This window comes from Arthrobacter sp. ZGTC412, assembly GCF_002929215.1.
Classification (GTDB): domain Bacteria; phylum Actinomycetota; class Actinomycetes; order Actinomycetales; family Micrococcaceae; genus Arthrobacter.
The window spans coordinates 243,710-268,373 of record NZ_PJII01000004.1; the positions used below are offsets into that span (position 1 = coordinate 243,710).

23 protein-coding genes and 1 riboswitch are annotated in these 24,664 nt (G+C 64.0%); of the genes, 13 read left to right on the plus strand and 10 right to left on the minus strand.

Annotation, left to right across the window (positions count from 1 at the left end; translation table 11 throughout):
- Position 1: 1 nt before the first annotated feature.
- From dnaK to CXQ88_RS07895, 3 genes are all read right to left on the minus strand, one after another.
- Positions 2-1,873: a molecular chaperone DnaK gene (gene dnaK, locus CXQ88_RS07885; protein WP_104043602.1), complete on the minus strand. Its 1,872-nt coding sequence runs from the start codon at positions 1,871-1,873 to the stop codon at positions 2-4.
- A gap of 240 nt (positions 1,874-2,113) precedes the next feature.
- Entirely contained in the window at positions 2,114-2,410 is a 297-nt protein-coding gene (locus CXQ88_RS07890) for a hypothetical protein (RefSeq protein ID WP_104043603.1), read from the minus strand.
- Positions 2,411-2,567: 157 nt separating this feature from the next.
- Entirely contained in the window at positions 2,568-4,775 is a 2,208-nt protein-coding gene (locus CXQ88_RS07895; RefSeq protein ID WP_104043604.1) for an MMPL family transporter, read from the minus strand.
- 213 nt (positions 4,776-4,988) lie between these two features.
- On the opposite strand from CXQ88_RS07895, the gene CXQ88_RS07900 reads away from it, so the two are divergent.
- From CXQ88_RS07900 to pabB, 5 genes are all read left to right on the plus strand, one after another.
- Positions 4,989-5,513, plus strand: a complete 525-nt coding sequence (locus tag CXQ88_RS07900; protein ID WP_104043605.1) for a MarR family winged helix-turn-helix transcriptional regulator — start codon at positions 4,989-4,991, stop codon at positions 5,511-5,513.
- 71 nt (positions 5,514-5,584) lie between these two features.
- Positions 5,585-6,403, plus strand: a complete 819-nt coding sequence (locus CXQ88_RS07905) for a methyltransferase domain-containing protein (protein WP_104043606.1) — start codon at positions 5,585-5,587, stop codon at positions 6,401-6,403.
- A gap of 177 nt (positions 6,404-6,580) precedes the next feature.
- A complete protein-coding gene (locus CXQ88_RS07910) occupies positions 6,581-7,204 on the plus strand; it encodes a LysE family transporter (RefSeq protein ID WP_104043607.1) in 624 nt (207 codons plus the stop codon).
- 136 nt (positions 7,205-7,340) lie between these two features.
- Positions 7,341-7,874: a low molecular weight protein-tyrosine-phosphatase gene (locus CXQ88_RS07915; protein WP_104043608.1), complete on the plus strand. Its 534-nt coding sequence runs from the start codon at positions 7,341-7,343 to the stop codon at positions 7,872-7,874.
- Positions 7,875-7,907: 33 nt separating this feature from the next.
- Positions 7,908-9,995 (plus strand): aminodeoxychorismate synthase component I, encoded by a 2,088-nt coding sequence (gene pabB, locus CXQ88_RS07920; protein WP_104043609.1) that lies wholly within the window; start codon positions 7,908-7,910, stop codon positions 9,993-9,995.
- A gap of 16 nt (positions 9,996-10,011) precedes the next feature.
- Here pabB and cls read toward each other — a convergent pair whose 3' ends face one another.
- On the minus strand, positions 10,012-11,487 hold the full coding sequence (gene cls / locus CXQ88_RS07925) for a cardiolipin synthase (protein ID WP_181037444.1): 1,476 nt from the start codon (positions 11,485-11,487) through the stop codon (positions 10,012-10,014).
- 93 nt (positions 11,488-11,580) lie between these two features.
- Here cls and CXQ88_RS07930 point away from each other — a divergent pair, with 93 nt between their 5' ends.
- Positions 11,581-12,510, plus strand: a complete 930-nt coding sequence (locus tag CXQ88_RS07930) for an aminodeoxychorismate lyase (protein ID WP_104043610.1) — start codon at positions 11,581-11,583, stop codon at positions 12,508-12,510.
- A gap of 67 nt (positions 12,511-12,577) precedes the next feature.
- On the opposite strand, the gene CXQ88_RS07935 is transcribed toward CXQ88_RS07930, so the two are convergent.
- The gene (locus CXQ88_RS07935; RefSeq protein ID WP_104043611.1) at positions 12,578-13,291 is read right to left on the minus strand and encodes a TetR/AcrR family transcriptional regulator C-terminal domain-containing protein; all 714 of its coding nucleotides are present in this window, start codon (positions 13,289-13,291) and stop codon (positions 12,578-12,580) included.
- Between the two features lie 231 nt (positions 13,292-13,522).
- On the opposite strand from CXQ88_RS07935, the gene CXQ88_RS07940 reads away from it, so the two are divergent.
- Positions 13,523-13,777, plus strand: a complete 255-nt coding sequence (locus CXQ88_RS07940; RefSeq protein ID WP_104043612.1) for a hypothetical protein — start codon at positions 13,523-13,525, stop codon at positions 13,775-13,777.
- A gap of 68 nt (positions 13,778-13,845) precedes the next feature.
- Here the strand turns inward: CXQ88_RS07940 and CXQ88_RS07945 are convergent, their stop codons facing one another.
- Positions 13,846-14,571 (minus strand): Rid family hydrolase, encoded by a 726-nt coding sequence (locus CXQ88_RS07945; protein ID WP_258061745.1) that lies wholly within the window; start codon positions 14,569-14,571, stop codon positions 13,846-13,848.
- A complete protein-coding gene (locus CXQ88_RS07950; RefSeq protein WP_104043614.1) occupies positions 14,568-16,172 on the minus strand; it encodes a flavin monoamine oxidase family protein in 1,605 nt (534 codons plus the stop codon). Before CXQ88_RS07950 ends, CXQ88_RS07945 begins: the two co-directional genes overlap by 4 nt.
- Before the next feature lie 303 nt (positions 16,173-16,475).
- Positions 16,476-16,590: riboswitch (SAM riboswitch) on the plus strand.
- 13 nt (positions 16,591-16,603) lie between these two features.
- On the opposite strand from CXQ88_RS07950, the gene CXQ88_RS07955 reads away from it, so the two are divergent.
- The 3 genes from CXQ88_RS07955 to CXQ88_RS07965 are packed head-to-tail and all read left to right on the plus strand — an operon-like array spanning position 16,604 to position 18,498.
- Complete coding sequence (locus CXQ88_RS07955) at positions 16,604-16,882, plus strand: DUF1737 domain-containing protein (protein ID WP_104043615.1); 279 nt, start codon at positions 16,604-16,606, stop codon at positions 16,880-16,882.
- Complete coding sequence (locus CXQ88_RS07960; protein ID WP_104043616.1) at positions 16,879-17,289, plus strand: rhodanese-like domain-containing protein; 411 nt, start codon at positions 16,879-16,881, stop codon at positions 17,287-17,289. Before CXQ88_RS07955 ends, CXQ88_RS07960 begins: the two co-directional genes overlap by 4 nt.
- Complete coding sequence (locus tag CXQ88_RS07965; protein WP_104043617.1) at positions 17,290-18,498, plus strand: O-succinylhomoserine sulfhydrylase; 1,209 nt, start codon at positions 17,290-17,292, stop codon at positions 18,496-18,498.
- A 147-nt stretch (positions 18,499-18,645) separates the two neighbouring features.
- Here CXQ88_RS07965 and CXQ88_RS07970 read toward each other — a convergent pair whose 3' ends face one another.
- A complete protein-coding gene (locus CXQ88_RS07970) occupies positions 18,646-18,948 on the minus strand; it encodes a DUF1905 domain-containing protein (protein ID WP_104043618.1) in 303 nt (100 codons plus the stop codon).
- Between the two features lie 115 nt (positions 18,949-19,063).
- Here CXQ88_RS07970 and CXQ88_RS07975 point away from each other — a divergent pair, with 115 nt between their 5' ends.
- Positions 19,064-20,029 carry a hypothetical protein gene (locus CXQ88_RS07975; protein ID WP_441296477.1) on the plus strand — a complete coding sequence of 322 codons (966 nt, stop codon included), beginning with the start codon at positions 19,064-19,066 and terminating at the stop codon, positions 20,027-20,029.
- On the plus strand, positions 19,945-20,661 hold the full coding sequence (locus CXQ88_RS22830) for a hypothetical protein (protein WP_441296478.1): 717 nt from the start codon (positions 19,945-19,947) through the stop codon (positions 20,659-20,661). The genes CXQ88_RS07975 and CXQ88_RS22830 overlap by 85 nt, the downstream gene beginning before the upstream one ends.
- Positions 20,662-20,770: 109 nt before the next feature.
- On the opposite strand, the gene CXQ88_RS07980 is transcribed toward CXQ88_RS22830, so the two are convergent.
- Together CXQ88_RS07980 and CXQ88_RS07985 are read right to left on the minus strand one after the other, a co-directional pair.
- On the minus strand, positions 20,771-22,000 hold the full coding sequence (locus CXQ88_RS07980) for a glutamate--cysteine ligase 2 (protein WP_104043619.1): 1,230 nt from the start codon (positions 21,998-22,000) through the stop codon (positions 20,771-20,773).
- Between the two features lie 67 nt (positions 22,001-22,067).
- Positions 22,068-23,591 carry a UDP-N-acetylglucosamine 1-carboxyvinyltransferase gene (locus tag CXQ88_RS07985; RefSeq protein WP_104043620.1) on the minus strand — a complete coding sequence of 508 codons (1,524 nt, stop codon included), beginning with the start codon at positions 23,589-23,591 and terminating at the stop codon, positions 22,068-22,070.
- Positions 23,592-23,768: 177 nt separating this feature from the next.
- On the opposite strand from CXQ88_RS07985, the gene CXQ88_RS07990 reads away from it, so the two are divergent.
- Positions 23,769-24,596, plus strand: coding sequence for a hypothetical protein (locus tag CXQ88_RS07990; RefSeq protein WP_104043621.1), 828 nt, complete (start codon positions 23,769-23,771; stop codon positions 24,594-24,596).
- Positions 24,597-24,664: the final 68 nt, after the last annotated feature.

Genomic DNA, 24,664 nt, shown 5'->3' on the forward strand with positions numbered 1-24,664 from the left:
GCTACTTCTTCGCTTCGTCTTCGTCGATGATCTCGGCGTCGACGATGTCCTCTTCGGCAGCCTTCTCACCGGCAGGAGCCCCGCCTTCAGCACCTGCGGCACCGGTTGCGCCGTTGGGGGAACCGGCCTGGGAGTAGATGGCTTCGCCCAGCTTGCCCTGGGAAGCCTGCAGCTTCTCGAAGGCAGCCTTCACCGCGGCGTCGTCTGTGCCTTCGAGTGCCTTCTTGAGGTCGTCGACGTCGGTCTGAACCTCGGTCTTGACCTCTTCAGGCAGCTTGTCGGCGTTGTCGGCGATGAGCTTGTCCACGGAGTAGGCGAGCTGCTCGGCGGTGTTGCGGGTGTCGGTCGCCTCGCGGCGGGCCTTGTCCTCTGCTGCGTGCTCCTCGGCGTCCTTGACCATGCGGTCGATGTCTTCCTTGGAGAGGCTGGAACCGCCCGTGATGGTCATGGACTGTTCCTTGCCCGTGCCCTTGTCTTTTGCGGAGACGTGGACGATGCCGTTGGCGTCGATGTCGAAGGTGACTTCGACCTGCGGAACACCGCGAGGTGCCGGGGCGATGCCGGTCAGTTCGAACGTGCCCAGCGGCTTGTTGTCGCGGGTGAATTCACGCTCGCCCTGGAAGACCTGGATGGCCACGGACGGCTGGTTGTCGTCAGCGGTGGTGAAGGTCTCGGACCGCTTGGTGGGGATGGCGGTGTTGCGCTCGATCAGGTGCGTCATCACGCCGCCCTTGGTTTCGATGCCGAGGGACAGCGGTGTGACGTCGATCAGCAGGACGTCCTTGCGCTCACCCTTCAGCACACCGGCCTGGAGTGCTGCGCCAACGGCTACAACCTCATCCGGGTTCACGCCCTTGTTCGGCTCCTTGCCGCCGGCGAGTTCCTTGACCAGGTCGTAAACGGCCGGCATGCGGGTGGAGCCGCCGACGAGCACAATGTGGTTGATGTCAGTGAGCTTGATGCCCGCTTCCTTGATCACGTCGTGGAACGGCTTCTTGGTGCGCTCCAGCAGGTCCTTGGTCAGGTCCTGGAACTTGGCGCGGGTCAGCTGCTCGTCCAGGTGCACCGGGCCGTCAGGCGTGACGGACAAGTACTGCAGGGAGACGTTGGTGCTGGTGGAGGAGGACAGTTCCTTCTTCGCCTGCTCGGCAGCTTCGCGGAGGCGCTGGAGGGCGATCTTGTCCTTGGACAGGTCGATGCCCTTGACCTTGAGCTGGTTCAGCAGGTAGTCAACGACGCGCTGGTCCCAATCGTCGCCGCCGAGGCGGTTGTCACCGGCGGTGGCGCGGACCTGGATGGTGGAGAAGTTGTCTTCGTCCTTGCCGACTTCGAGCAGGGAGACGTCGAAGGTTCCGCCGCCGAGGTCGAAAACCAGGATGAGTTCGTCTTCCTTGCCCTTGTCCAGGCCGTAGGCCAGTGCAGCAGCGGTGGGCTCGTTGACGATGCGGAGGACGTTCAGGCCGGCGATTTCGCCGGCTTCCTTGGTGGCCTGGCGCTCGGCGTCGTTGAAGTACGCGGGGACGGTAACCACGGCGTCGGTAACCTTTTCACCCAGGTAGGACTCGGCGTCGTTCTTCAGCTTCATGAGGATGCGCGCGGAGATTTCCTGCGGCGTGTACTTCTTATCGTCGATGTTGACGGTCCAGTCAGTGCCCATGTGGCGCTTGACGGAGGCGATGGTGCGGTCAATGTTGTTGACGGCCTGGCGCTTGGCGATCTCCCCAACCAGGACCTCGCCGGACTTGGAGAATGCAACGACGGACGGCGTGGTGCGGCCACCCTCGGCGTTGGCAATAACGGTGGGCTCGCCACCTTCGAGAACGGAGACGACGGAGTTGGTGGTTCCGAGGTCGATACCTACTGCACGTGACATGTGTTGCTTCCTTCTTTCCTTGGAAACTGCGGGCGCCCAGACAATTGAGCGTTCTGCACTCAACTTTACTCACGGCGACGGCGATGTCAATCCAAAGTTGAGCGAGGTACGCTCAACTTCTGGTGGTGCAGCGGAGGGATCACTTGGATTTCCGCGGAACAGCGGCCTTAAAAAGCGGACGACGGCGGCTCTCCGTTTCGCTGTTGGAGAACCCCGCCGCCGGACTGCTTGCCTGCGGTGCTACCTCTCGGTGCCCCGGTCGCCGTGAAGGGGCCCCCGCTCCTCGTCCGCGGTGTTGACCTGCCCGTCGGTCATGCCCTCGCCGATGGTGTCCGTTTCGTGGGCCGTTCCGGCGGTACCGGCATCCCCGTAGTCCCCCTCCTGGTACTCGCCGTCCTCAAGGTTCCCGGCAGGCTCTCCTACAGTCCCGGCATCGCCATAGTCGCCGTCCACGTACTGCCCGCCCTCGCCCTCCAGCCCGGGGGCAGTGCTTCCCTTGCGGGGCTCCTCGCCGAAAGTTTCCTGGTTTTCGGTCATGGTGCATCTCTCCTTTGAGTTCCGCGTCCATGCGGGCGCATTTGCAGTCTATCCAGCCGGCGTTTCCGTCAACAGGGCTTTCATTGCGCCATGCTTGCCAAGCCGGCAACCCCTGCCAAACTTTTAGGTGGTGGTCGACCATGGCCGCGTGGCGGCCCTACCGGCGGCCCGCCCCTTCCAGATCGGTCTCCAGGTTCCCGCTGGCCTCACGCTGCACGGCCGCGTCCTGTTCGGGACGCCCCAGCTTGCCGGGCCACCAAATCCGGGGACCAATGTCGTAGGCCAGGGCGGGCACCAGCAGCGAGCGCACCAGGACGGTATCCAGCAGCACACCGAAGGCGACGATGAATGCCAGCTGCACCAGGAACATGATGGGAATGACGCCCAGCGCGGCAAACGTCGCTGCCAGCACCACACCGGCTGAGGTAATTACACCGCCGGTGACGCTGAGCCCGCGAAGGATGCCGGGGCGGGTTCCGTGCTTCAGAGACTCCTCGCGGACCCGGCTCATCAGGAAGATGTTGTAGTCCACCCCAAGCGCCACCAGGAACACAAACCCGAACAGCGGAACGGTGGCGTCCGCTCCGGGGAAGCCCAGGATGTTGTTGAACACAAGCGCCGAGACACCCATGGCCGCCGCGTAGGAGAGCACCACCGAGAGCACCAGCAGGACAGGCGCCAGGACGGAGCGAAGCAGCATCATCAGGATAAAGAGGATAACCACCAGGACCACTGGGATGATGATCACCAGGTCCCGCTGGGCGGTGGTGTTGGTATCGAGGGCCGTCGCAGTCACCCCGCCCACCAACGCACCGGGATCCACAGCTTTGACCTCTTCCCGGAGAGCCTTCACGGCTTCCTCAGCCTCAAGGGAATCCGCCGCGGAGTTCAGGGTGGCGTTGATCAGCACCTTTCCTTCGCGGACGTCGGGGTCGCTGGGAGTGCCGGGGGCTCCGGTGATGGGCACCGAACCTTCAGCCAGCAGGTAAGACTCCCCTACGCCGTCGGCCGCTTTCACGGTGTCCAGCACTTCCTGCGCCTTTCCTTGGTCCGCAACCACGACGGCGGGGCTGCCGCTGCCGGCGTCGAAATGGCGCGCCAGGGCGTCCTGACCGTCCACTGCATTGGACGCACTGAGGATGACGTCGGTCTGCGGAACGCCGTTGGCTTTGAGCTGCAGGACACCCGCGGAGCCCGCCAGCAGAAGCAGGACCGAAGCAACCCAAACGATGCGCGGGCGCCTGGACACGAGCGAGCCGGTGGCACGCCACAAACCCTTCTGGCCTTCCAGCCCCGTGACCAGCTCCGGCTCTCGCTCATCGGCGGGTACAAGCTTGGGACGGAAGGGCCAGAATGCCGCCCGCCCCAGGAGCGCCATCAGTGCGGGCAGCAGGGTCAGGGCCGCGAACAGTGAGCAGAGGATGCCTGCAGCTGCCACCGGGCCCAGGGCCTTGTTGGAGTTAAGGTCAGAGAAGAGCAGGCACAGCAGCGCGATGATCACGGTGGCCCCGGAGGCCAGGATTGGCTCGAAGGAGGCCTTCCAGGCGTTGAGCGCTGCGGCGGTGCGGTTGGTGGTGTGGGTGAGGGCTTCCCGGAACCTTGCCACATACAGCAGGGCGTAGTCCGTGGCGGCGCCGATCACCAGGATGGAGAGGATGCCCTGGCTTTGGCCGTTGAGCTGGATCCAGCCGGCTTTGGCCATGCCGAAGACCAGCAGGATGGCCGCGCACAGGGCGAAGACGGAGGTCAGGAGCACCACGATGGGCAGCAGCAGCGAGCGGTAGACAATCAGCAGGATTATGAACACCGCGGCCAGCGCCACGAGCAGGAGGATGCCGTCGATCCCTGCAAAGGCTGCCGTGAGATCTGCGGCAAGCCCGGCAGGACCAGTGACGAAGGTGCGCAGGCCTTCGGGTGCCGCCTCAGCGACGGTGTCCCTCAGTTCCTGGACGGCTTCTTTGATTTCGGCTGAAGAATCAATGGGGGCGATGAACTGGACCGCCTTGCCGTCCTCTGAGGGGATGGGTCCGATGACGGCACTGCCGAGCTCCAGGCCTTCAAGGTCGGCACGCATGCCCGCAATCTCGCCCAGCCGGGCCGGGCTCAGGGCTTCGTCGCTTTCCAGGATGATGACGCCGGGAACCTCATCGGAGTCCCGGAACTTTGCCTGCCAGTCCTGCGCTGCAGTGGCCTCGGCGCTGGCCGGCAGGAACGACGCCTGGTCGTTGGACGAGACCTCCTCTAACCGCCCAAAGGTGGGTCCGCCGATCCCGGCGAGCGCCAGCCAGGTCAGGACCAGGATCACGGGGAGCAGCCAACGCAGCCAGAACGGGACACGTTCCTTGGCGTGGGATTGGGAATTCATAATGCCTTCCGGATGGTGGACGGGAGTAGGATTGATTCCATACTAGAGTATCTCCACGATGGAGATAAGAGTTTGCCTAGCTTTTTCTTTTCTCCGTGACGATGGGAGGGGGCTGGCGCGGCTGAAGTAGTATCCGTCAGTACGGTTTAGCGGCACTGTTGTTGGCTGGGGCGGGAAACGCTTCCGGCACCGAGCACGTTCCTGGAGGTGGACATGGCTGGCAAGGAGAGCTCGGCCAATCCTGGCCCCCCGGCGGGCGAGGGGCCACACCCCCTGGTCCGGCTCCTTCAGGAATTCACCCTCGAGGCCAACCGCTACGTGGACACAGCCGGTGGGCGCAAGGATATGCACCGGACGGACCTGAACGCGCTGGCCGTCATCATGCGCCACACCGCAAACGGCGGCACGGTCACACCGGGGCTCCTCCGGAAGGAGCTGAACCTCAGCTCCCCTGCCACCACAGCCCTGATCGACAGACTGGACAGCTCCGGACACGTGGTGCGCGAACGGGACAGCGCCGACCGCCGGCAGGTCCACCTTCGGATGACGCCCAAGGCATTCCAGGACGGGAGCGCCATCTTCGCTCCCCTCTCGCGCCGGATGGGTGGCGCGATGGCGGACTTCAGCCCGGAGGAACTGGAAACAGTCACCCGTTTCATGGCGGCCATGATCGAAGCCACGGTGGCCGCGCGGGAAGAAGCGTCCACCGCACCCAACTCCCCCACCCCACCCAAGTAGGTCGCACTAAGTGTCGTTTTGACGCACCAAAACGACACTTAGTGCGACCCTGTTGGGGGTAGCGTTTGGTTATGAGTGCGCAGCAGCCCGAAGACGACGTTTACACGCACGGCCACCACGAGTCGGTGGTCCGCGCCCATGCCGCCAGGACAGCCGAAAATTCCGCGGCGTTTGTCCTTCCGCACCTCACACACGGGGCAGAAGTCCTCGACGTCGGCTGCGGCCCGGGCAGCATAACCTGCGATTTCGCCGCCCTGGTCAACCCCGGCAAAGTCACCGGCCTTGACCGCTCCGCGGACATCATCGCCCAAGCGAAGGCCCTCGCTGTTGAGCGCGGGGTCGCCAACGTCGAGTTTGTGGCCGGGAACATCTATGACCTCGACTTCGAGGATGAAACCTTCGACGTCGTCCACGCCCACCAGGTGCTGCAGCACCTGACCGACCCCGTGGAGGCGTTGCGGGAGATGCGCCGCGTCGCAAAGCCGGGCGGGATCGTCGCAGTACGCGACGCCGACTTCCACGGCATGAGCTGGTACCCCGCCATCCCCGAACTGGACGAGTGGATGGAGCTGTACCAGAGCATCGCGCGGCGCAACGGAGCAGAGCCCGACGCCGGGCGGCGGCTTGTCAGCTGGGCCCAGTCTGCGGGCTTCACCGACGTCGCGCCCACCAGTAGCAACTGGCTTTACGCCACCGGGCAGCAACGCCGCTGGCAGGCGCGCGTTTGGGGCGAACGCGTGCTGCATTCGGCGTTCGCGGAGCAGGCGCTGGAATACGGCTTCGCCAACCCTGCGGACCTTGCGAGGATCTCGGCCGGCTGGCACCGCTGGGGATCCACCGACGACGGCTGGTTCCTTATCCCCAACGGAGAGGTCATCGCACGGGCCTAGGCCCGCGGGAGTTGTCCACATAGACAAAGTCCGCATTATTACTTTGACCGCTACCATCCCGGCCTCCCCGCCACTATGGATCACTGGGTGCATTCGAAGCACGGCAGCTGCAGCCCCCAATCTTCTTAGGAGCACAAGCCGTCAACACCTGCCGCCAGCTGCCACTAAACTTGACTGGTGCAATTCTCCCTTTGGCTCGCTTTGGCGGGCGCCGGCGCCCTGATCAGTTTCACTCCCGGCGCCGGAGCCATCAACACCATGAGCAACTCCCTGAACGCCGGCTTCCGCCGCTCCATCTGGGGGATCCTCGGCCAGCAGGCAGCCCTGGTGATCCATGTTGTGATTGTGGCCCTGGGCGTCGGGGTGCTGGTAGCCAGCTCGCCAGTGGCCTTCAACGTCATCCGCTTCGCCGGTGCCGCGTATCTGGTCTATCTGGGCATCAGGCAGTTCTTCAGCAAGCCGGACCTCGAGCAGGAGAAGATTGCGGGCCTGCGAAACGAGCCTGCCTGGTCCATCTTCCGCCGCGGGCTTTGGGTGAACCTGCTGAACCCGAAGGCAATCGTTTTCTTCCTGGCTTTTATGCCCCAGTTCATCCGGCCCGACCAGCCCCTCCTGGCCCAGTACGCAGTACTCACAGCAACGGTCGTGGCCATCGACATCCTGGTGATGTGGTTTTTCTTCGCGGCCGCAGCCCGGTCCTTCGAGCGGTTCACCCACAGTGCCCGCGGGCAACTGATCCTCAACCGTGCGTTTGGCGTGCTGTTCGTGGCCGTGGGAATCCTGCTGGCTTTCATCCACTGACCCGCTCCGCGCACGCGCCAGCGGGCAGGACATGTGAAGCAAATGTGACCCCGGAAGCAAAGCTTCTTTACAAGACGGTCAACCATTGTGAACCCGCGGCTAGCCAACAAGGCTAATTAGCACGCATGCTTAGTATATGAACTCAATGTCGAGCCCATACCGCGTAATTGCTGTCTGTACGGGAAACATCTGCCGGTCCCCCATGGCCGAGCTGATGCTCTCCGCGGCGCTGGAACGCGAGGGGCTGGACACCGTAGTCACCGTGGACTCGGCAGGTACCACCGGCTACGAAGCGGGCCGGCCCATAGACCCCCGGGCCGCGCGCCGCCTGAGCGCCACGCAGCTCCTGTCGGACAAGCATGTCGCCCGGGAATGGCAGCCAAAATGGTTCCGCGAACGCGACCTGATCCTGGCACTCGACATCGACCACTACGCGTGGCTGAGCCAGTCCGCCCCGGACCAGGAGTCCAGGAACAAGGTCCGCATGCTCCGCAGCTTTGACCCCCGGCAGGCGGAAAAGGACCTATTGGACCAGGGCATCGAGGACCCCTGGTACGGCGGGCAGTCCGACTTCGACGCCGTGTGGCACCAGATCCACGCAGCCCTGCCGGGAATAGTGGGCCATATCAAGGGGGCGGTCCTCAAGGACTTTCAGCTCCAGCCCGGATAAAAGCACGGAAGGGATGACGGTACGCTCTAACCCATGAGCCCAGCCCCCGTCATCATCGCCATTGACGGACGCTCCGGCGCTGGGAAGACGACGCTCGCCATCGAACTGGCAACACAGCTGCGCGCCCACCACAAGGTAGCCCTCTTCCACCTCGAGGACATCTACCCCGGCTGGGATGGGCTGGCGGCCGGCGTCGACCGCTACGTCTCCACCGTCCTCGAACCCTTGAGCCGCGGCGACGCGGCCACCTGGACCAGCTGGGACTGGCAGAGCCATGACGACGGCGAGGCCCGCGTCACACTGCCTGCCGAGATCGTCATCGTAGAGGGCGTCGGTTCCGCTGCCGCCGCCGCACGCCCCCTCCTCAGCGCCGTCATCTGGGCGGACTCGCCCGAGGAGGTGCGCCGGACCCGCGCCCTGGACCGCGACGGCGGAACCTACGAACCGTACTGGGACCAATGGGCGGCACAGGAAGAGGAGTGGCTGCGCGCCGATGACGTCCCGCGCCACGCTGACATCCGCGTCCTGAACCGCGCTGACGGCAGCGCACCGGCCGACGTTCTGCAGCTCCTGCCGTACCTCCCGGCCCTTGCGACTGCCCTCTCCCCTGAGCTGGCCGCCCGCCGCGGCCTGAGCATCCGCGCCGAGCGCCTCGGGCTGCGCCCGGATGTGGCCACACTGTTCAACACCCTCTACGGCGGCTCACCCAATGCCGTCTGGCTGGACTCTTCCAACACGGCCGGTGCAACCGCAACCAGGGCGCACGAGGCCGGGTCCGCAGCTGCTGAGCGGAGCCGCTTTAGCATCATGGCGGACGACGGCGGCCTGTCAGGCCAGTCGGTGACGCACCGCTCCGGCGAAAGCCTGATCCGCGCAGGCTGCGCCACAGCTACGGTGGAAGGCTCTTTCTTCCGCTGGCTGGACACGGTGTGGGGCGAGGCAACAGTCCGCACCCCGGACGGCTACCCCTTTGAATTCACCCTAGGTTGGGTGGGCTGTCTCGGGTACGAGCTCAAGCGCGAAACCGGCGGATCCGATCTTTCCGCGCCCACCCCGGATGCCGCCTTGATCTTCGCCGGCAGGGCTGTGGTCCTGGACCACGCCGAAGGCACAGCCTGGCTCCTGGCCCTCGACGTTCCCGACGCGGACCAGTGGCTAAACGACGCGCGGACCGCCACCGAGGCTGCCTCCGGTCCCGCCGCCCAAGCCGCCGTGGCTGCCCAAGTGGGCGGCAGCAACGGCGTCGTACTTCCGAATGCCCCCGCGTTCCGGAGCCGTGATACTGCCGCTGCCTACAAGGACAAGATCGCTGCGGCGCAGCACGAGATCAGCGAAGGAAACACCTACGAAGTCTGTTTGACCACGTCACTCACAGCCAGGGTCCCCACGGCAGAGCTGGACCAGTGGCGAACATACCTGGCCCTGCGCCGCAAAAACCCTGCCCCCTTTGCCAGCTACCTGAGGTTCGGCAGCCTGACTGTGGCCAGTACCTCGCCCGAGCGCTTCCTGAAGATAGCGTCCGACGGCGGCATGCGCGCCGAACCCATCAAGGGAACCCGCCGCCGCGCCTCCTATCCGGCGGAAGATGCCCAACTGCGGTCCGACCTCGAAGCGTCCCTGAAGGACCGCGCCGAGAACATCATGATCGTTGACTTGCTGCGGAACGACCTCAGCCACTTCGCCGTCCCCGGCTCCGTGACGGTGAGCAGGCTTTGTGCCATCGAAAGCTACGCCACCGTCCACCAGATGGTCAGCACCATCGACGCACAGCTGCGGCACGGATCGTCCCGTGCCGAGGCGGTGGCGGCGTGCTTCCCGGCCGGCTCCATGACCGGCGCACCCAAGATCAGCACAATGGCCATTCTGGACCGGCTGGAAGGCGACGGACGGGGGCTGTACTCCGGCGCCGTCGGCTACTTCTCGCTGAACGGCGCAACGGACCTCGCCGTCGCCATCCGAACGCTGGTGATGCGTGAGGAAGGTGACGGAACGGCGGAATTGACCCTCGGCATCGGGGGCGCCATCACTGCCGACTCGGACGCGGACGAGGAGTATGAGGAGATCCGGACCAAGGCCTTCGGTGTCCTCTCGACACTCGGCGCGGAGTTTCCGGACGCCTGAATGAAGCTCCCTGACGCTACTGGACGGTTGCCGTCAGCCTCGCCACGTTGTCGACATACCGCGCAGCAAGCGGCCGGTTGAGCCAGTCGGACAGCTTGAGTTCATGCGAGATGTCCCGGTAGGTGTCTTCGACGGCGCGCATCTTGGTGACGATGTCCGCGCCCAGCAGCATCACCGATACCTCAAGGTTCAGCGAGAAGGAGCGCATGTCCATATTGCTGGATCCGAGGACCGCTACTTCGTCGTCGATGGTGAAGTGCTTTGCGTGGAGCACAAACGGAGCTTTGTACAGGTAAATCCGGACGCCGGCCTCCAGCAGGGCCTCGTAGTAGGAACGCTGGGCGTGGTGGACCAGGAACTGGTCGCCCTTTTCCGAGACGAACAGCTCCACGTCCACTCCTCGCTGCGCGGCGGTGGTGATGGCGTAGAGCAGCGAATCGTCCGGAACGAAATATGGGCTGCAGATGGAGATCCGTTGCTGCGCGGAGTAGATGAGGGTGTTGAAGAGCCGCAGGTTGTTTTCGGTGATGAACCCCGGGCCGCTGGGAACCACCTGCGCGGTGACGTTTCCGGGATGCACGTTCGCCGGGAGCTGCAGCTGGTGTTCCAGGGACTCGTCGGTTTCACTCAGCCAGTCGGTAGCGAAGACGACGTTCAGGGTGGTGACGATCGGCCCGTGGAGGCGGGCCATCAGCTCCACCCACTCCCGGCCTGCCTTGCGGTGCCTCGGGTTGTTGTAGGAAGGCTCGATCAGGTTCTGGGAGCCGGTGAAGGCCATTTCGCCGTCGATCACCATGATCTTGCGGTGGTTCCGCAAGTCGGGCCGGCGCCACTGGCCGTGGATGGGCAGGAGCGGGAGCATGCGCTTCCACTGGATCTTGCTGGCTTTGAGCCGTTTCAGGAGCCTGTTGTAGCCCTTGACCCGGAGGGTGCCGATGTGGTCGAACAACACCCGGACTTCCACGCCGCGTTCGGCCGCTTCCTCCAGTGCCGTCAGGAGATCGTTGGTGATGTGGTCCGTGCTCATGATGTAGAACTCGGCGTTGACGAACGTCTTCGCCTTCCGCACCGCCTGCGTCATGTGCAGGATTGAGTCCGGGTAGCCGGGGATAAGGTCCACGGAATTGCCATCCACCATGGGCAGCGAGCCCAGCCGCCGGTTCAACTCTGCGGCGGACCGCACCCATTCAGGGCCAGGGTAGTCGCTTTCCACGTCAGCGAGCGACGAGATTCCGGCGCGCACCCGCTCGTTGACCTGCTGCTGCTGCTCGCGGCGGCGGCTGGACAGCTTGAAGTTGCCGAACAGCAGGAAAAGGATGATGCCCACGAACGGGACAAAGAAGATGCCCAGCAGCCAGGCCATCGCCGTGGTGGGCCGGCGGTTGCCCGGGATGATGCCCAAGGCCAGCACCCTGATCACCAGGTCGGCGACGGCCAGCAGCACCACGATCCAAGTCGGCGCGGAACCGGCAAGCGAAAATGGCCACAACACGTGAATAACCCCCGGAGGATGGGCTCCCGGCGGACGGTTCCGGCCGGGGCACTCTGCCCAGCTTATCCGCGGGGGCCGCACTAAGCTGGAGCCATGACCTCTCCAGCTCCAGTGGTTCTCGTGTTCCTCGATTCAGCTTTCCCGGACGGGCGGCTGGCCGATGCGTCCAAGCCGCAATTGCTGGTGACGGACCAGGGCGCCACCCGGGGTGACGGAATCTTTGAGACCATGCTTGCAGTGGACGGCAGCGTGCGGAAAATCCAGGCCCATCTGGACCGCCTCACCGGTTCGGCCGACGCGCTTGACCTCGCCATTCCCAGCGAGGAGGAATGGCGCCGCGCCATCGCCACGGCTCTGTCCGAACACCGCGCCCAGCATCAGCCTGCTTCAGGGTCCGACGATGAACTGGTGGTCAAGCTCGTAGTGACCCGCGGAGCCGAAGGCGCCTCAGTCCCCACTTCCTGGGTGCAGGTCTCACCTGTCGGGGCGGCCGGGCGCCGCCAGCGCGAGGCAGGCATCGACGTCATCCTCCTCGACCGGGGCTACGACAGCGACGTTGCCGAGCGCGCCCCCTGGCTGCTGCTCGGCGCGAAGACGCTCTCCTACGCGGTCAACATGGCGGCGTTGCGGCATGCCCACAAGCAGGGTGCCGACGACGTCATCTTCATCTCCTCGGACGGCCGCGTCCTGGAGGGCCCCACGTCGACTGTGCTGATGGCCCACGTGGAAATGTCCGACGACGGCACTTCCGTCAAGCGCCTGATTACGCCGCAGCTGGACAGCGGCATCCTGGCAGGCACGTCCCAGGGTGCGTTGTTCGCGGCCGCTAAAGCGGCCGGCTGGGAGCTGGGATACGGCCCGCTGGAGCCCCAGGACCTGCTGGACGCAGACGCCGTCTGGCTGATTTCGAGCGTCCGCATGCTTGCTCCCGTGAACCGGATAGACGGCACAGAGGTAGGCACGCCGTCGCTGCAGAAAGAGCTGACCGCGGAGCTGAACGAGTTGTTCGCCGGCATCGGGTAGCGGTTGGCACTGCAGAACTACTGACCGCCGCCGGGCTTCCTGCAAGTAGCTGCCGCACTGCCCGCCGCTAAGCGGAGGAAGTTTTCGGCTGCGTGGTCAGCTGCGCTTCAAGGCCGGAAAGCAGGATGGTGATGCCCTGGTCCAGCTCGGCCTCGCCGTCATATTCGGCGAGCGCCGGAGCCAGCGCACGGAGATGGGGAAACTCTTTTGACGGCAGCCGGTGCAGTCCAAGCCGAAGCAGCACTTCATTCTCTTCGGGGTCCACCACGAACTCCTGCAGCTCGTTCAAAATGTGGCCATAAAGGAACCCGTAGTAGGCCCTATAGACGTGGAGGGCATCGGCAGGGCCGAATCCGGCCCCAATCAGCAGGGCGAGAATCTGCTCCAGCGGGCGCAGGGTGCCCAGCGGGCGCAGCCCCAGCGGAGTGGAGAGCGGCCTGGTCACCAGCAGCGGCACCACGTTGGGGTGTTCGAGCGCGAGCCGCCGAAGGTTATGCGCGATGTGCCGAAGCTGGGCTTTCCAGTCGGGGTCCTCCGGGTGGATGGGCAGCTCGTTGAGTACCAGCTCCGAAACGCCATCGAGCAAAGCCGCCCGGTTCTCTGCGTAGCGGTAAAGGCTCATCGGATCCCGGTCCAGTGACTGTCCCAGCCGGCGCATGGTCAGCGCGTCAAGGCCTTCCGCATCCACCAGTTCCAGGGCCTTGTTGAGCACCAGATCACGGTTGAGCCGCTCCTTCCGGGCGCGGCCCTTGGCAGGGCCGGAGGTTGTCGGGGAGGGCATGATTTTTCCGTTCTGGAGCCGGCGGCCAGCGCAATGGAGAGGATATCTCCAAACGCTTGCTGTATCTGTAGTCTACGGGTAAAGTCTACATCGTAGTAAGGCGTCGACACCGCCATAAGCCATCGATTCCCAAGGTTTCGATCACCCCTCCGTGGCCCCGTGCAGGGCATTGAGGATTTCGCTGCTGTAGCCGAACGGCGGTACACATGCACTTAGCGAAGGGACGCCGTCATGGCACATTCGCAGTTCGATACTTTTCTCCAAGAAGCCACCCACCTCGACCGAGCCTCCGAGCACAGCCTCAACGATGACCGTCTTTTCGGCCTTTACACCAGCTGGTGCTATATCAACCAGCAGGCACCCGGCAGGGAGGCCACTTTCTGGGCAGCAATGAAACGCCGGATCACGCCGGGCTGCAACGGCCTGAGAATGAAGGGCCCTGCCGCCGCCGACTACATCCTGGCGAGCTGCCCCGGGATCGTGTAACCACCGAAATCACAGAAAGGCGTGAAGCGCTCCCAAGCGGACAGCGCTTCACGCCTTTCGCCTTTCCTCTATTTGCCTCCAGGAGTGGGGTATGCGGCGTCCACTTCCACCTCAACGAGCCAACCGTTCACGGGCAGGTTCTCAATTTCAAGGGCGAAGCGTGAAGGCCGGGCAGGGTTGAGTACAAACGGCTCTGCCGGGGCAGCTGACCCCAGGGGCACCTTGATTGCTGAGCGGTCCGCAAGGCTGGTGTTCGCAAAGTACTGCCGGTAGGCACGGTTCCAGCCGTCAAAGTCGGCCTTCTCGGCACCGGCTGGGTTCTGGAGGAAGACGCGCATGGTGATGACGTCGTCGTAATCCAAACCCGCCTGGGCAAGGTTTTCACCGATCCTGCGGAGCGCGTTGATGCCTTGGGCTTCGGTGATTGTGACACCCGGCGGAAGTTTTCCGCCGGGGAAGACCGACGTGTCCACATAGCGCTGCTCACTGCCGGCGGGGGCGGCCGTGTTGAGGGCGGACGGCCCCAGGCCGCTGGTCTTGTAGATGGGCGTATTCGCTCCGATGGCCACGCCGTTGGCAATCATCGGATTGTCTTGTCCGGCGGGCAGGTTGGAAACAGTGGTGCCGGGCTTCGGATCAGTAAGGTCCTTGAAGACGGCGGGTGCAGCGAAAGCTGCAGTGGCTGTGAGGCTGATACCGGCGATGCCGGCAGCGACGAGGGAAAAGCGGCGTCTGAACATGGGCTTCTTTCGGGGCTGGGTATGGGTGCCTGCGGGAGCTTTGGCGGGGATCATCCGGCCACCGTTGCTGCGACCCGGCTGTGCAGGGAGGTCACTGCAGCGCGGGCCGAGGTCATGGCGCCGTGCTGCCAGGCTATGGCGTGGCTTAAGTGGTCGCCGGCGAAGTAGATGTTGCCGGACGGCTCCAGCAGCTTGGCGTACTTGGCGTCTGTCTGTGAGGGCCAGCCCACCCACGCGCCTTCGGAGAATGCAGTGCTTCCCCAGTCGACTGAGAACGACGCCGAGACGTCCTTCCGGTAAACGTCGCCGTGAATCCTGGCCCCCTGGTCCAGGGCCCGGCTTAGTCGCTTTTCGGGGCGGAGTTCCTTGTAGACGCGCGCGCTGGCTCCGGTGTTGTAGTACCCGACCATGGTGCCGCGCTGTCCGTGGAAGCCTGTGGATGGGTACCACATGTTGCCAAGGTCGATATTGGTGTTGGTGATTCCGCCGTAGATACGGTGATCCTCTTCCCACCAGCGGCGGGAGTATTCGATGCCGATCTTGCCGGCGTCGCTGGGGCTGGCGAATTTGAGGGCGTCGAGCACGTCTGTGGGGAGGTTGCCCGGAACTTTGGCAGCGATATGCGGTGGCAGGGTGCAAACCGCGAAGTCCGCTTCGATTTTCTTGGTCTGGCCGCCCGCGTTGGTGTATTCCACCGCAACCCCGGCAGCAGTGTTGTTCATGGACAGGACCTGGGCCCCGTAAACGAACTTGTCCTTGCCGATGGCGGTTTCAAACGCGTAGGGGATGCGATCCATGCCGCCCACGGGCTGGAACATCATCATGGCCTGATCCCAGCCAAATTCAAAGGAGAAGTAGTTGCCAACACCACTGGCGAAGACATCTGACAGGGCATCCGGCGCCAAAGGTGTTCCCGCTTCCAGGCCTGCGCCGGGGGCAACTGAGTAGCCCTTGCGGCCCGTGCCGGCGTATTTGAAGCTTGCCGCCGCATCACCGGGAACCTTGCCGCCAATCGCGCCAAAGTTCTGCAGGAAGGAGATCAGGTTCTCCTTGTCTGCCCTACTCATGTAGCTGTCCAGGGCACCCTGGTCCGTGGCCTTGGCCAGCAGCTCGGACACGTAGCCGTACACATCGGCTTTTGCGGCCCGATGACGGACGGGGGTATTGGAGAGCTTGGTGTTGCCCTCCCGGAACAGGTATCCGTCGGCGTTCTGGTTGGTGAACGGCTCGATGGCCACTCCGAGTTCCTTGCAATAGTCCAACGTGATGTGGTGCTGGGGAATACGGCCGGGGCCGGCGTTCATGTACTGGTCCTTGGAAAAAGTTGCCCGCTGGGTAACCCCGCGAAGGTCGGTTTCCTCCGTACCGCCACGCACGGTCCAGTTGCGTCCGCCCGGGCGCATCCGGGCTTCCAGGATGGTGACTTTGTAGCCTGCCTTGCCCAACTCGTAAGCCGTCGTCAGACCGGCAATGCCGCCACCGAGGATAAGCACGCTCTTGCCTTTGCCCTGCAGGTCGTCCGCGCGGGGTGCCGCAAAAGCCGGAGCCGCCGCGTCCGGGGCCAGGCCCATTGCCGCCATTGTTTGGTACATCACCCCGGCTCCCCCAACCATTCCCACATAGCGGAGGAAATTCCTGCGAGTAGCATCTGACATGTTTTTCCCTTTCACCGGAGTGTTACGAGGTGAGCTTAGGGATGGAATGTTTCGTCAAATGCTGTGACAGTGTCGGTGTTGTAGCGTTCACATTTCGGCAAAGTAAACGCTGATCTGGGGGCGGCAGGCGCAGCCGCCAGTGCCACACGAGGTGCCTCCCGCCGTCGTCCGATCCCGAAGCAGTGGGAATAGAAAGCAGTGGGAACCGAAAGCAGGGCGCCCAGCCGGACCAGACGAGCTCAGTTACGGAACATGACGAAGGCGGCGGTGCGGGTCCGCCTGCCAAGTGTTACGTTTTTGGGGAGTAATGAGTACCGGCGCCAAGCCCTGACTGTCCGGTCGGCAACCCTCCTTTTGCGGCGGGGTGCCTCAGGTGAATACTCGGCATATCGAACGAATCGTGTTGCAAGCGTGAAAGAAGGAGATCCGTCGTGTCTGACGCACCTGCCCGTGAAGAGAGACTTTCCTACCGGCTCGTCACCGGGCCGGATGACAGGTCTTTCTGTGAACGGATTTCGACCGCTCTGGCCGAGGGCTACGTGCTTCACGGCAGCCCGGCCGTAACGTCCAACGGCGGCCAGGTGATAGTTGCGCAGGCCCTGGTCCTTCCGGCAGCCATCGCTTCCGCCGATGCCGCCGTTGCCACCGCCGTGGATGACCTTGAATCCGCGGGCGAAGACCTTGAGTTCGACGGCGAGGGCCACGCATGAGCTACGCAGGAGACCTGACGCCCCAAGAGGCGTGGGACAAGCTGGAGCAGGGCGCCATCCTGGTGGATGTGCGCACCGAGGGCGAATGGGCCCACATCGGCATCCCGGACACGAAGGCCACCGACAACGATCCGCTGTTCATCCAGTGGACGTTCCCCGGCGGCATACCCAACCCGGATTTCATTACTCACCTGACGCAGCAGGCGCCGGAAGACGCTTCGGCCGAACTGGTATTCCTGTGCCGCTCGGGGCAACGTTCCATCGCGGCCGCGATTGCTGCCACGCAGGCCGGCTTCACCTCTTACAACGTACTGGAGGGCTTCGAGGGCGAACCTGACCGGTACGGCGAACGCACGGTCAACGGCTGGAAGAACCGCGGCCTGCCAACCAACCTCGGAAAGAACTAAGTGACTTTTAACGAAGACGCCGCCGGCTGGAGCCCCGACACCCAGGCCGTCCGTGGCGGACTGGACCGCACCAACTTCCAGGAAACCAGCGAGGCGGTGTTCCTGAACTCGGGGTTCGTGTACGAATCCGCGGCCGCGGCCGAGCGCGCCTTCACGGGCGAGGACGAACGCTTTGTGTACTCCCGCTACGGCAACCCCTCCGTGGCCACCTTCCAGGAGCGGCTCCGCCTCCTCGAGGGGACCGAGGCGTGCTTCGCGACGGCGTCCGGCATGTCCGCCGTCTTCACCGCCCTGGGTGCCCTGCTGGCTGCCGGCGACCGCGTAGTTGCCGCCCGCTCGCTGTTCGGTTCCTGCTTTGTGATCCTGAATGAAATCCTCCCGCGCTGGGGTGTGGAGACGGTGTTCGTGGATGGCCCGGACCTGGAGCAGTGGCGCGATGCCCTGTCCCAGCCCACCACCGCCGTCTTCTTCGAGTCGCCGTCCAACCCGATGCAGGAGATCGTGGACATCGCCGCGGTCAGCGAACTGGCGCACGCGGCAGGTGCCACGGTCGTCGTCGACAATGTCTTTGCCACTCCCCTGCTGCAGCGCTGCGGAAAGTTCGGCGCGGACGTCATTGTCTACTCCGGCACGAAGCACATCGACGGCCAAGGAAGGGTGCTGGGCGGCGCCATCCTCGGCACCAAGGAATTCATTGAGGGCCCGGTCAAGCAGCTCATGCGCCACACTGGCCCGTCGTTGTCGCCCTTTAGCGCCTGGGTGCTCACCAAGGGCCTCGAGACGATGGCCCTCCGTGTCAACCACTCTTCGGCTTCCGCCCTGCGGCTGGCCGAATGGTTAGAGCAGCAACCTGCCGTGAGTTGGGTGAAATACCCGCTCCTGAAGTCGCACCCGCAGTACGACCTGGCCGCCAAGCAGATGAGTGCGGGCGGCACGGTTCTCACCCTGGAACTTGCGACGACGGGCGGCCGCTCGGGCAAGGAAGCGGCCTTCGCGCTTTTGGATGGCCTGCGCATCATCGATATCTCCAATAACCTGGGCGACTCAAAGTCCCTCATTACGCACCCGGCCACTACCACCCATAGGGCCATGGGCCCCGAGGGGCGGGCAGCCATTGGCCTGAGCGACGGCGTCGTGCGCCTTTCCGTTGGCCTGGAGGACGTGGACGATCTGATTGGCGACCTCGAACAGGCGCTGAAGCAGATCTAGGTTCGGCTGGCGCTGCGTCCAAGCTCCGCTCCGGCACTGACGCCATGTGCCGCCTGCTTCCCTAAGCGGACGGCTTGACTGCTTCGTTCGGCGAGGCGTCTGCCGAGTACAGGCAAGCCGTGCCCCGCTAGGTGGGTACGGGATGGCTTAGAGGTCTTGGATGGAAAGGTGCACGGTCACAGCGCCCCCTTCACTAATCCGGGCTTTGTCCCTGATGGCCTTCTTTACGGGCAGAAGGTACGAGCCGCTCTTGGTGTCTCGAAAGAGCGAAGTCTGCCAGGAAGGTCCTCCAACCTCAGCTGTGACCTTAATGGAGCCGAACGCCTTGTTGGAGCCGGCGCTTCGTTCGTGGATATCGTCCGCAATGTCTGCAGGCAGGGTCAGGAAATGCCAGCCAGCCTCACCGGGGTAAAGCCACAGTTCAGCTTTGAAGGAATACGACGCCGCCACGCGGCGAGTATGTCACGATCGGTCCCTCGGATGAGCCGTCGAAAAAGTTTTCACGTTTTTCCAGCTGGCCGGCTGGCTAAGTCATAATGTCAGACCCCTGTAAGAAGATGTTTTTATGGGAATCGGGACGGGTACAGCAGTGGCGGTGGAGGGTATTCGGACCTCCGTTGCCCGCCTTGATGCCCTGTTCCTGAAGGACGCCCGGCTGGATGCCGAGACTGCACGTTCAGGTCCTGCCGCTGTTGCTGCTGGGTCAGATCCGACTGCTGTTGTTGGCCACGCTGCCGCGGACTCCGTTGTTGATGACCCTGTCGTTGATGTTTTGCGGCAGAAGCTCGATATCCGGCTGGAGCGGCTGGCCCTGATGAAACGTCTGGAAGGACAACTTGCTGCCATCAAGGCCCGGGACATCGCGGAGAGTGTGGAGCTGCAGCACGCGATGACCCCGCCGGAAGCGCCCGTGCACGAGCGGACGTACACCGAAATGTCCGCAGTCGAGGAAATCGCGGGCGTCCTGACCGTAAGCTCCGGCGCCGCCGCGGCGTTCATCACCGCGTCCCGGCAGATCTGCTCCCTGCCACCAGCAATGGCGGCGCTGTCAACCGGGGCCATGTCCTGGATGCACGCCCGGATCATCGCCGACGAAACCGAAGGGCTTGACCCTGCCGGCGCCGCAGCCCTCGTAGCGCACTTCTTCGACCCGAAGGCACCCCACCCGGCCCGCGGAGCAGCCCCCGGTGAACTGGTGCCCTCACGGTTCCGCCGCAAGGTCCGTGCCTGGCGCGAACGCCACCACCCCGAAACACTCGAAAAACGCCACGCCAAGTGCGCCGCGGACCGGCGGATGGAATACGCCCCGGACCGGGACGGGATGGCATGGATCTCGCTGTACCTCCCCGGTGACACCGCCTGCGCCATCTGGAACCGCACCACCGCCCTCGCCCGCGGCCTCCAACGCCCCGACGAGACCGGACGCTCGCACAAATACGGCCCGACATCGCCGCCGGCCTGCTCCTCCAGGCACCTTCCACGGGCAACCACCGCAACGAACACGGTGGCAGTGACGACCTTGTCGAACTAGGAAAGATCCCTGCACCCAAGGTTGACGTGCTCGTCACCGTCCCGGTGTTCGCCCTGCTCGGCGCCACCGACGAACCCGCCCTGCTGGACGGCTACGGCCCGATACCCGCCTCCATGGCCCGCAAACTCGTCGCAGACGGGACAAGCTCCTTCTACCGGGTCCTCGTGGACCCCCGCGACGGCGCACCACTGGAAATCGGACGCACCAACTACCGCCTCACCAAAGCCATGAAAAAAGCACTGCTGCTTCGGGACGGCAAATGCACCTTCCCAGGCTGCAACAACCCATCGCTCGACGACGAGTCCGACCACCTCACCGCCTGGCACCACGGCGGCACCACCGGAATCACCAACCTCGGCCAACTCTGCCCCAAACACCACCACCTCAAACACGCCACCGGCTGGACACCCACCCCAGCCACCAAAAACGAACCACCCGCCTGGACCTCCCCCACCGGCCGACACTACAAAGCCGAACACCACGACTGGGAACCACCCCACTGGCCCAGTTGGTTTGCAGAGCTATGGACTGCAGCCGCAGAAAGGGGTCCAGAGCCGCCCGCCCTGTACGTGCCTGAATACTTTGCTGTACCGGAAGACTTTGGCCTGCCGCAAGACTTGCCAAGCTTCTGAAGGCGAACTGCCCAAAGACCCGTTTCCGGACTGGCACCTCTGGCTGAGCGGTCGCTTTCCGTCCGCTGATAGGAGTTGCGTTAGTCCTTCCCAGACAGCTCCGGAGATGTCAGGGCTGGCGGACCCGCAGCAGATCCGGGGCCTCATCGACCTTCGAAAAATCCAAGGAGCCGCGCATAGTCACGTCTATTGCATGCTTGACCACTGCACCAAAGCCCAAGTCCTCAGGCGTACAGGTGGCCAAAGCCTTGTCCCGGATGCGCCGCTGTTCAGCCGCCCCTGTCCCACGGGCAATAACGGCTTCAACCCCCTGCCTGGCCAAGGCAAGTTCGCCCTGCTCCTGCAAGACCGGGGCGAGGTACTCCACCAGCGAACGCGCCACGTCGGCAGCACGGGCTGGCCGGAAGGTACCGAAATCGAGTAGTTCTCCGCTGAGTCCGTCGCTGCTCGCCTGCCAGGAAGCCATTCGTAAAAGTACAGTGGGCACGGGCGCGGGCTCGACGCCCTCGTGCCACTCACGGCTCGCGGTCTCCACAAGCGCCCGGACGAGAACAGCAATGAGGGCCGCGTCCTCGGCCCGGAGGCAGACGTCTGCAACACGGACCTCCACGGTGGGGTGGTTCCGGGACAATCGGGCGTCGAAGTACATCATCCCTTCGTCCAGCATCACCCCGCTGTCCAAAAGCCGGGTGACCACCCGCCGATAGGCAGAATAAGTTCCGTAGATACCGGCGGGACCGGCCGTCGGCCAGCGGTTCCACGCCTGGGTACGGTAGCTTTCAAAACCCGTCTGAAGACCGTTCCAGAACGGCGAGTTCGCACTCAGTGCCGTGAGAACCGCAAGCTTGTCGCGGATCCGGTCCAGTACAGCCACGCCCTCGTCCCGGGACTCAATATAGGTGTGGACGTGGAAGCCGCAGGTCAGCTGCTCCTGGGCGGTCAGGCCAAAACGCTCCAGCATCCTTGCGTAGCGCGGATCAGGAGTGGTGTGGCTGGCCAGCCCAAGGGGTGAAGTGGCCAACGCGGCCACCCGGGCATTATTCTTCCTGGCAGCCTTGTCAGCGAGCGCCCGCCCGGCTCGGACCTGGTCCAGCAGCACACCGTACTCCAGGCAAGGCCGCGTCTGCGTCTCAATCTGCTCCAGCTTGAGTTCGGCACTCAGGCCCATCTCGTCGTCGTCGTAAACGGTTTTGTCTTCCGTTTCGAGATCCCGAGGGTCATTCGGAGCGTCATCGGCAGCCAATCGGCGGCCCGACAGGAGAGCATCAGCGAGGGCAAGCGGCTCTCCGCTCTCCGGATCAACGATCAAGAGTTCTTCCTCAACGCCGAATGTTCGCATACTCACATTCTGCGGCAGGCGAGCGCCTTTTGACGGCCCTCAGGGCTTCATGACGAGAGGTGAATGGTCAGTCCTGGAAGTACTCCACCTTGGCGCCGATAGCGTTCAACCGCTCGGCGAGTTCCTCATACCCGCGTTCGATGACGTAGATGTTCCGAAGTTCGGAGACTCCCCTGGCGGCGAGCATGGCCAGCAGCAGGCATGCTGCCGGGCGCAGGGCCGGCGGACAGCCGACCTCTGCAGCGCGCCACTTGGTGGGCCCGTTGACGTAGATGCGGTGGGGGTCCAGCAGCTGAACCTGTGCACCCAGCCGGTTCAGCTCCGTGAGGTAGATGGCCCGGTTTTCATAGACCCAGTCGTGGATCATGGTCTGCCCGCTGGCGTTGGCGGCAATGACGGCGAAGAAGGGCAGGTTGTCGATGTTCAGGCCAGGGAAAGGCATCGGGTGGATCTTGTCCTCCGGGGCGTGCAGCTCCGAAGGCTTGGTGGTCACGTCCACCAGCCGGGTCCGGCCGTTGCGGGCCACGTACTCGCCCGATATCTCCAGCTGCTGGCCCATCTGCCCCAGCGTGGCCAGCTCGATCTCCATGAACTCGATGGGCACCCGGCGGATGGTCACCTCAGAGTTTGTGACAATGCCGGCGGTGATAAGGCTCATGGCCTCAATGGGGTCCTCCGACGGGAAGTATTCAATCTCGGCATCGATTACGGGACGCCCGGTGATCTTCAAGGTGGTGGTGCCGACGCCGTCGATGGTCACACCCAGCATCTGCAGGTAGAAGCAAAGGTCCTGCACCATGTAGTTCGGGCTGGCGTTGCGGATCACCGTTGTCCCCTCACGGTGCGCCGCTGCCATGATGGCGTTCTCGGTGACAGTATCGCCGCGCTCCGTCAGCACGAAGGAACGGTCGCGGGTATCAGCCGACGGTGCCTGCACTGCATAAAAACCGGCAGTTGCTTCCACTGTGAGTCCGAATTGGCGCAAGGCCTGCATATGCGGTTCAACGGTGCGCGTGCCCAGGTCGCAGCCACCCGCGTATGGGAGGCGGTACTGCGAAGACTCGTCCAGCAGCGGCCCCAGCAGCATAATGACGCTGCGGGTGCGGCGGGCGGCTTCAACGTCCATCGCGTCCAGGTTAAGGACGGCAGGCCTGCGGAGCTGGAGGTCGGAATCGTTGAGCCAGGTGCACTCCACACCGATGCTGCTGAGCACCTCAACGATGCGGTTCACTTCCTCGATCCGCGCAAGACGCCGAAGAATGGTGGTCCCCCGGTTAATGAGGCTTGCGCACAGCAGCGCGACGCCCGCATTCTTGCTGCTGTTAACGTCCACGGAGCCGGAGAGCGTGCGGCCGCCCTCCACCCTTAGGTGCGTCATCTGCGGTTTTCCCACGTTGACGATGCTCCTGCCGAAGATCGACTCAAGGCGCTGGATCATTTTCAGGCTCAGGTTCTGCTTGCCCTGCTCCATACGGGCAATGGCACTCTGGCTGGTTCCGAGCTCGGAGGCCAGCTGGCCCTGGGTCCAGCCCTTCTCGCCCCGGGCATCCCTGAGCATGGCGGCAACGTGTTCCGTAGTTTCCTGCGTCATGCCACAAATATATCACAAATGAGCTAAGGAACAGCCGTACCGGTCCGTTTGGCGCCATCATAAGAGCATTTACCCACTACATGCGATAGCAGTGGCGCTGCCGCCTTTGTTGACCTCGCCTGCCCAACCGGAGGAAACTGGATAGACCCTCTTACTTCGACGACGACGGAGGTGACAGTGCGCCGAACTCGAGACGCCCGGGTAGCGGCCAAGCTGGCCGCCCTGCTGTCAGCTGTCCTGCTCCTGTGCCCCGTCTGGCCCGCCTCCGCGGCGCCCTCGCCGGGTGAAGGCCAGCAGTCCACCCTGGGCAACGATATCTCTTGGCCCCAATGCGACAAGCCTTTCCCCGCAGACCAGGCTTTTGCCATCGTCGGCGTCAACAACGGGTTGGCCAACAACACCAACCCTTGCCTCAGGGAACAGCTCGAATGGGCGGAAACCTCATCCGGCATTACGCCCCAGCCGAAGGTGTCCCTTTACGTCAATACGGCCAACCCTGGAAGCAGCGGCTCGTGGTGGCCCACCAGCAACGAATACCCCATATTATCGGCCGTCCATAACCCCTACGGCTCCTGCGAGGAGAACGACTACGGGAAAGCCTGCGCTTACATGTACGGCTATGCCAAGGCCTACGACGACGCCTACATCCGCGGGATCACCAACCCCTCGGACTATTTCTGGTGGCTGGACGTGGAAACCGAGAACAGCTGGTCCACCACAGACAAGGATGCGAACCGCACGGTGCTGGAGGGCATGACGGACTTCTTCCACAGCATCGACGTCAAGGGAGTCGGGATCTATTCGACCGGCCTCCAATGGGGCCGGATCGTGGGTACCGTCAGCAACTCGAGCAACCTCTATTCGCTGCCAAGCTGGCTGGCCGGAGCGCGCTCCGTTACCGGGGCCAAAGCCAACTGCTCAGACCCGCCGCTGACCGACGGCGGCGAAGTCGTTCTTACCCAGTTCGTGTCCAGGAAATTCGACTACAACCACTCCTGCGACTGAACTTTTGCGTCCGGCGTACTGCGGTTGAACTCCGGCGCGAGGGCCTGCCCTTGGCGCCGTCGCGCCGA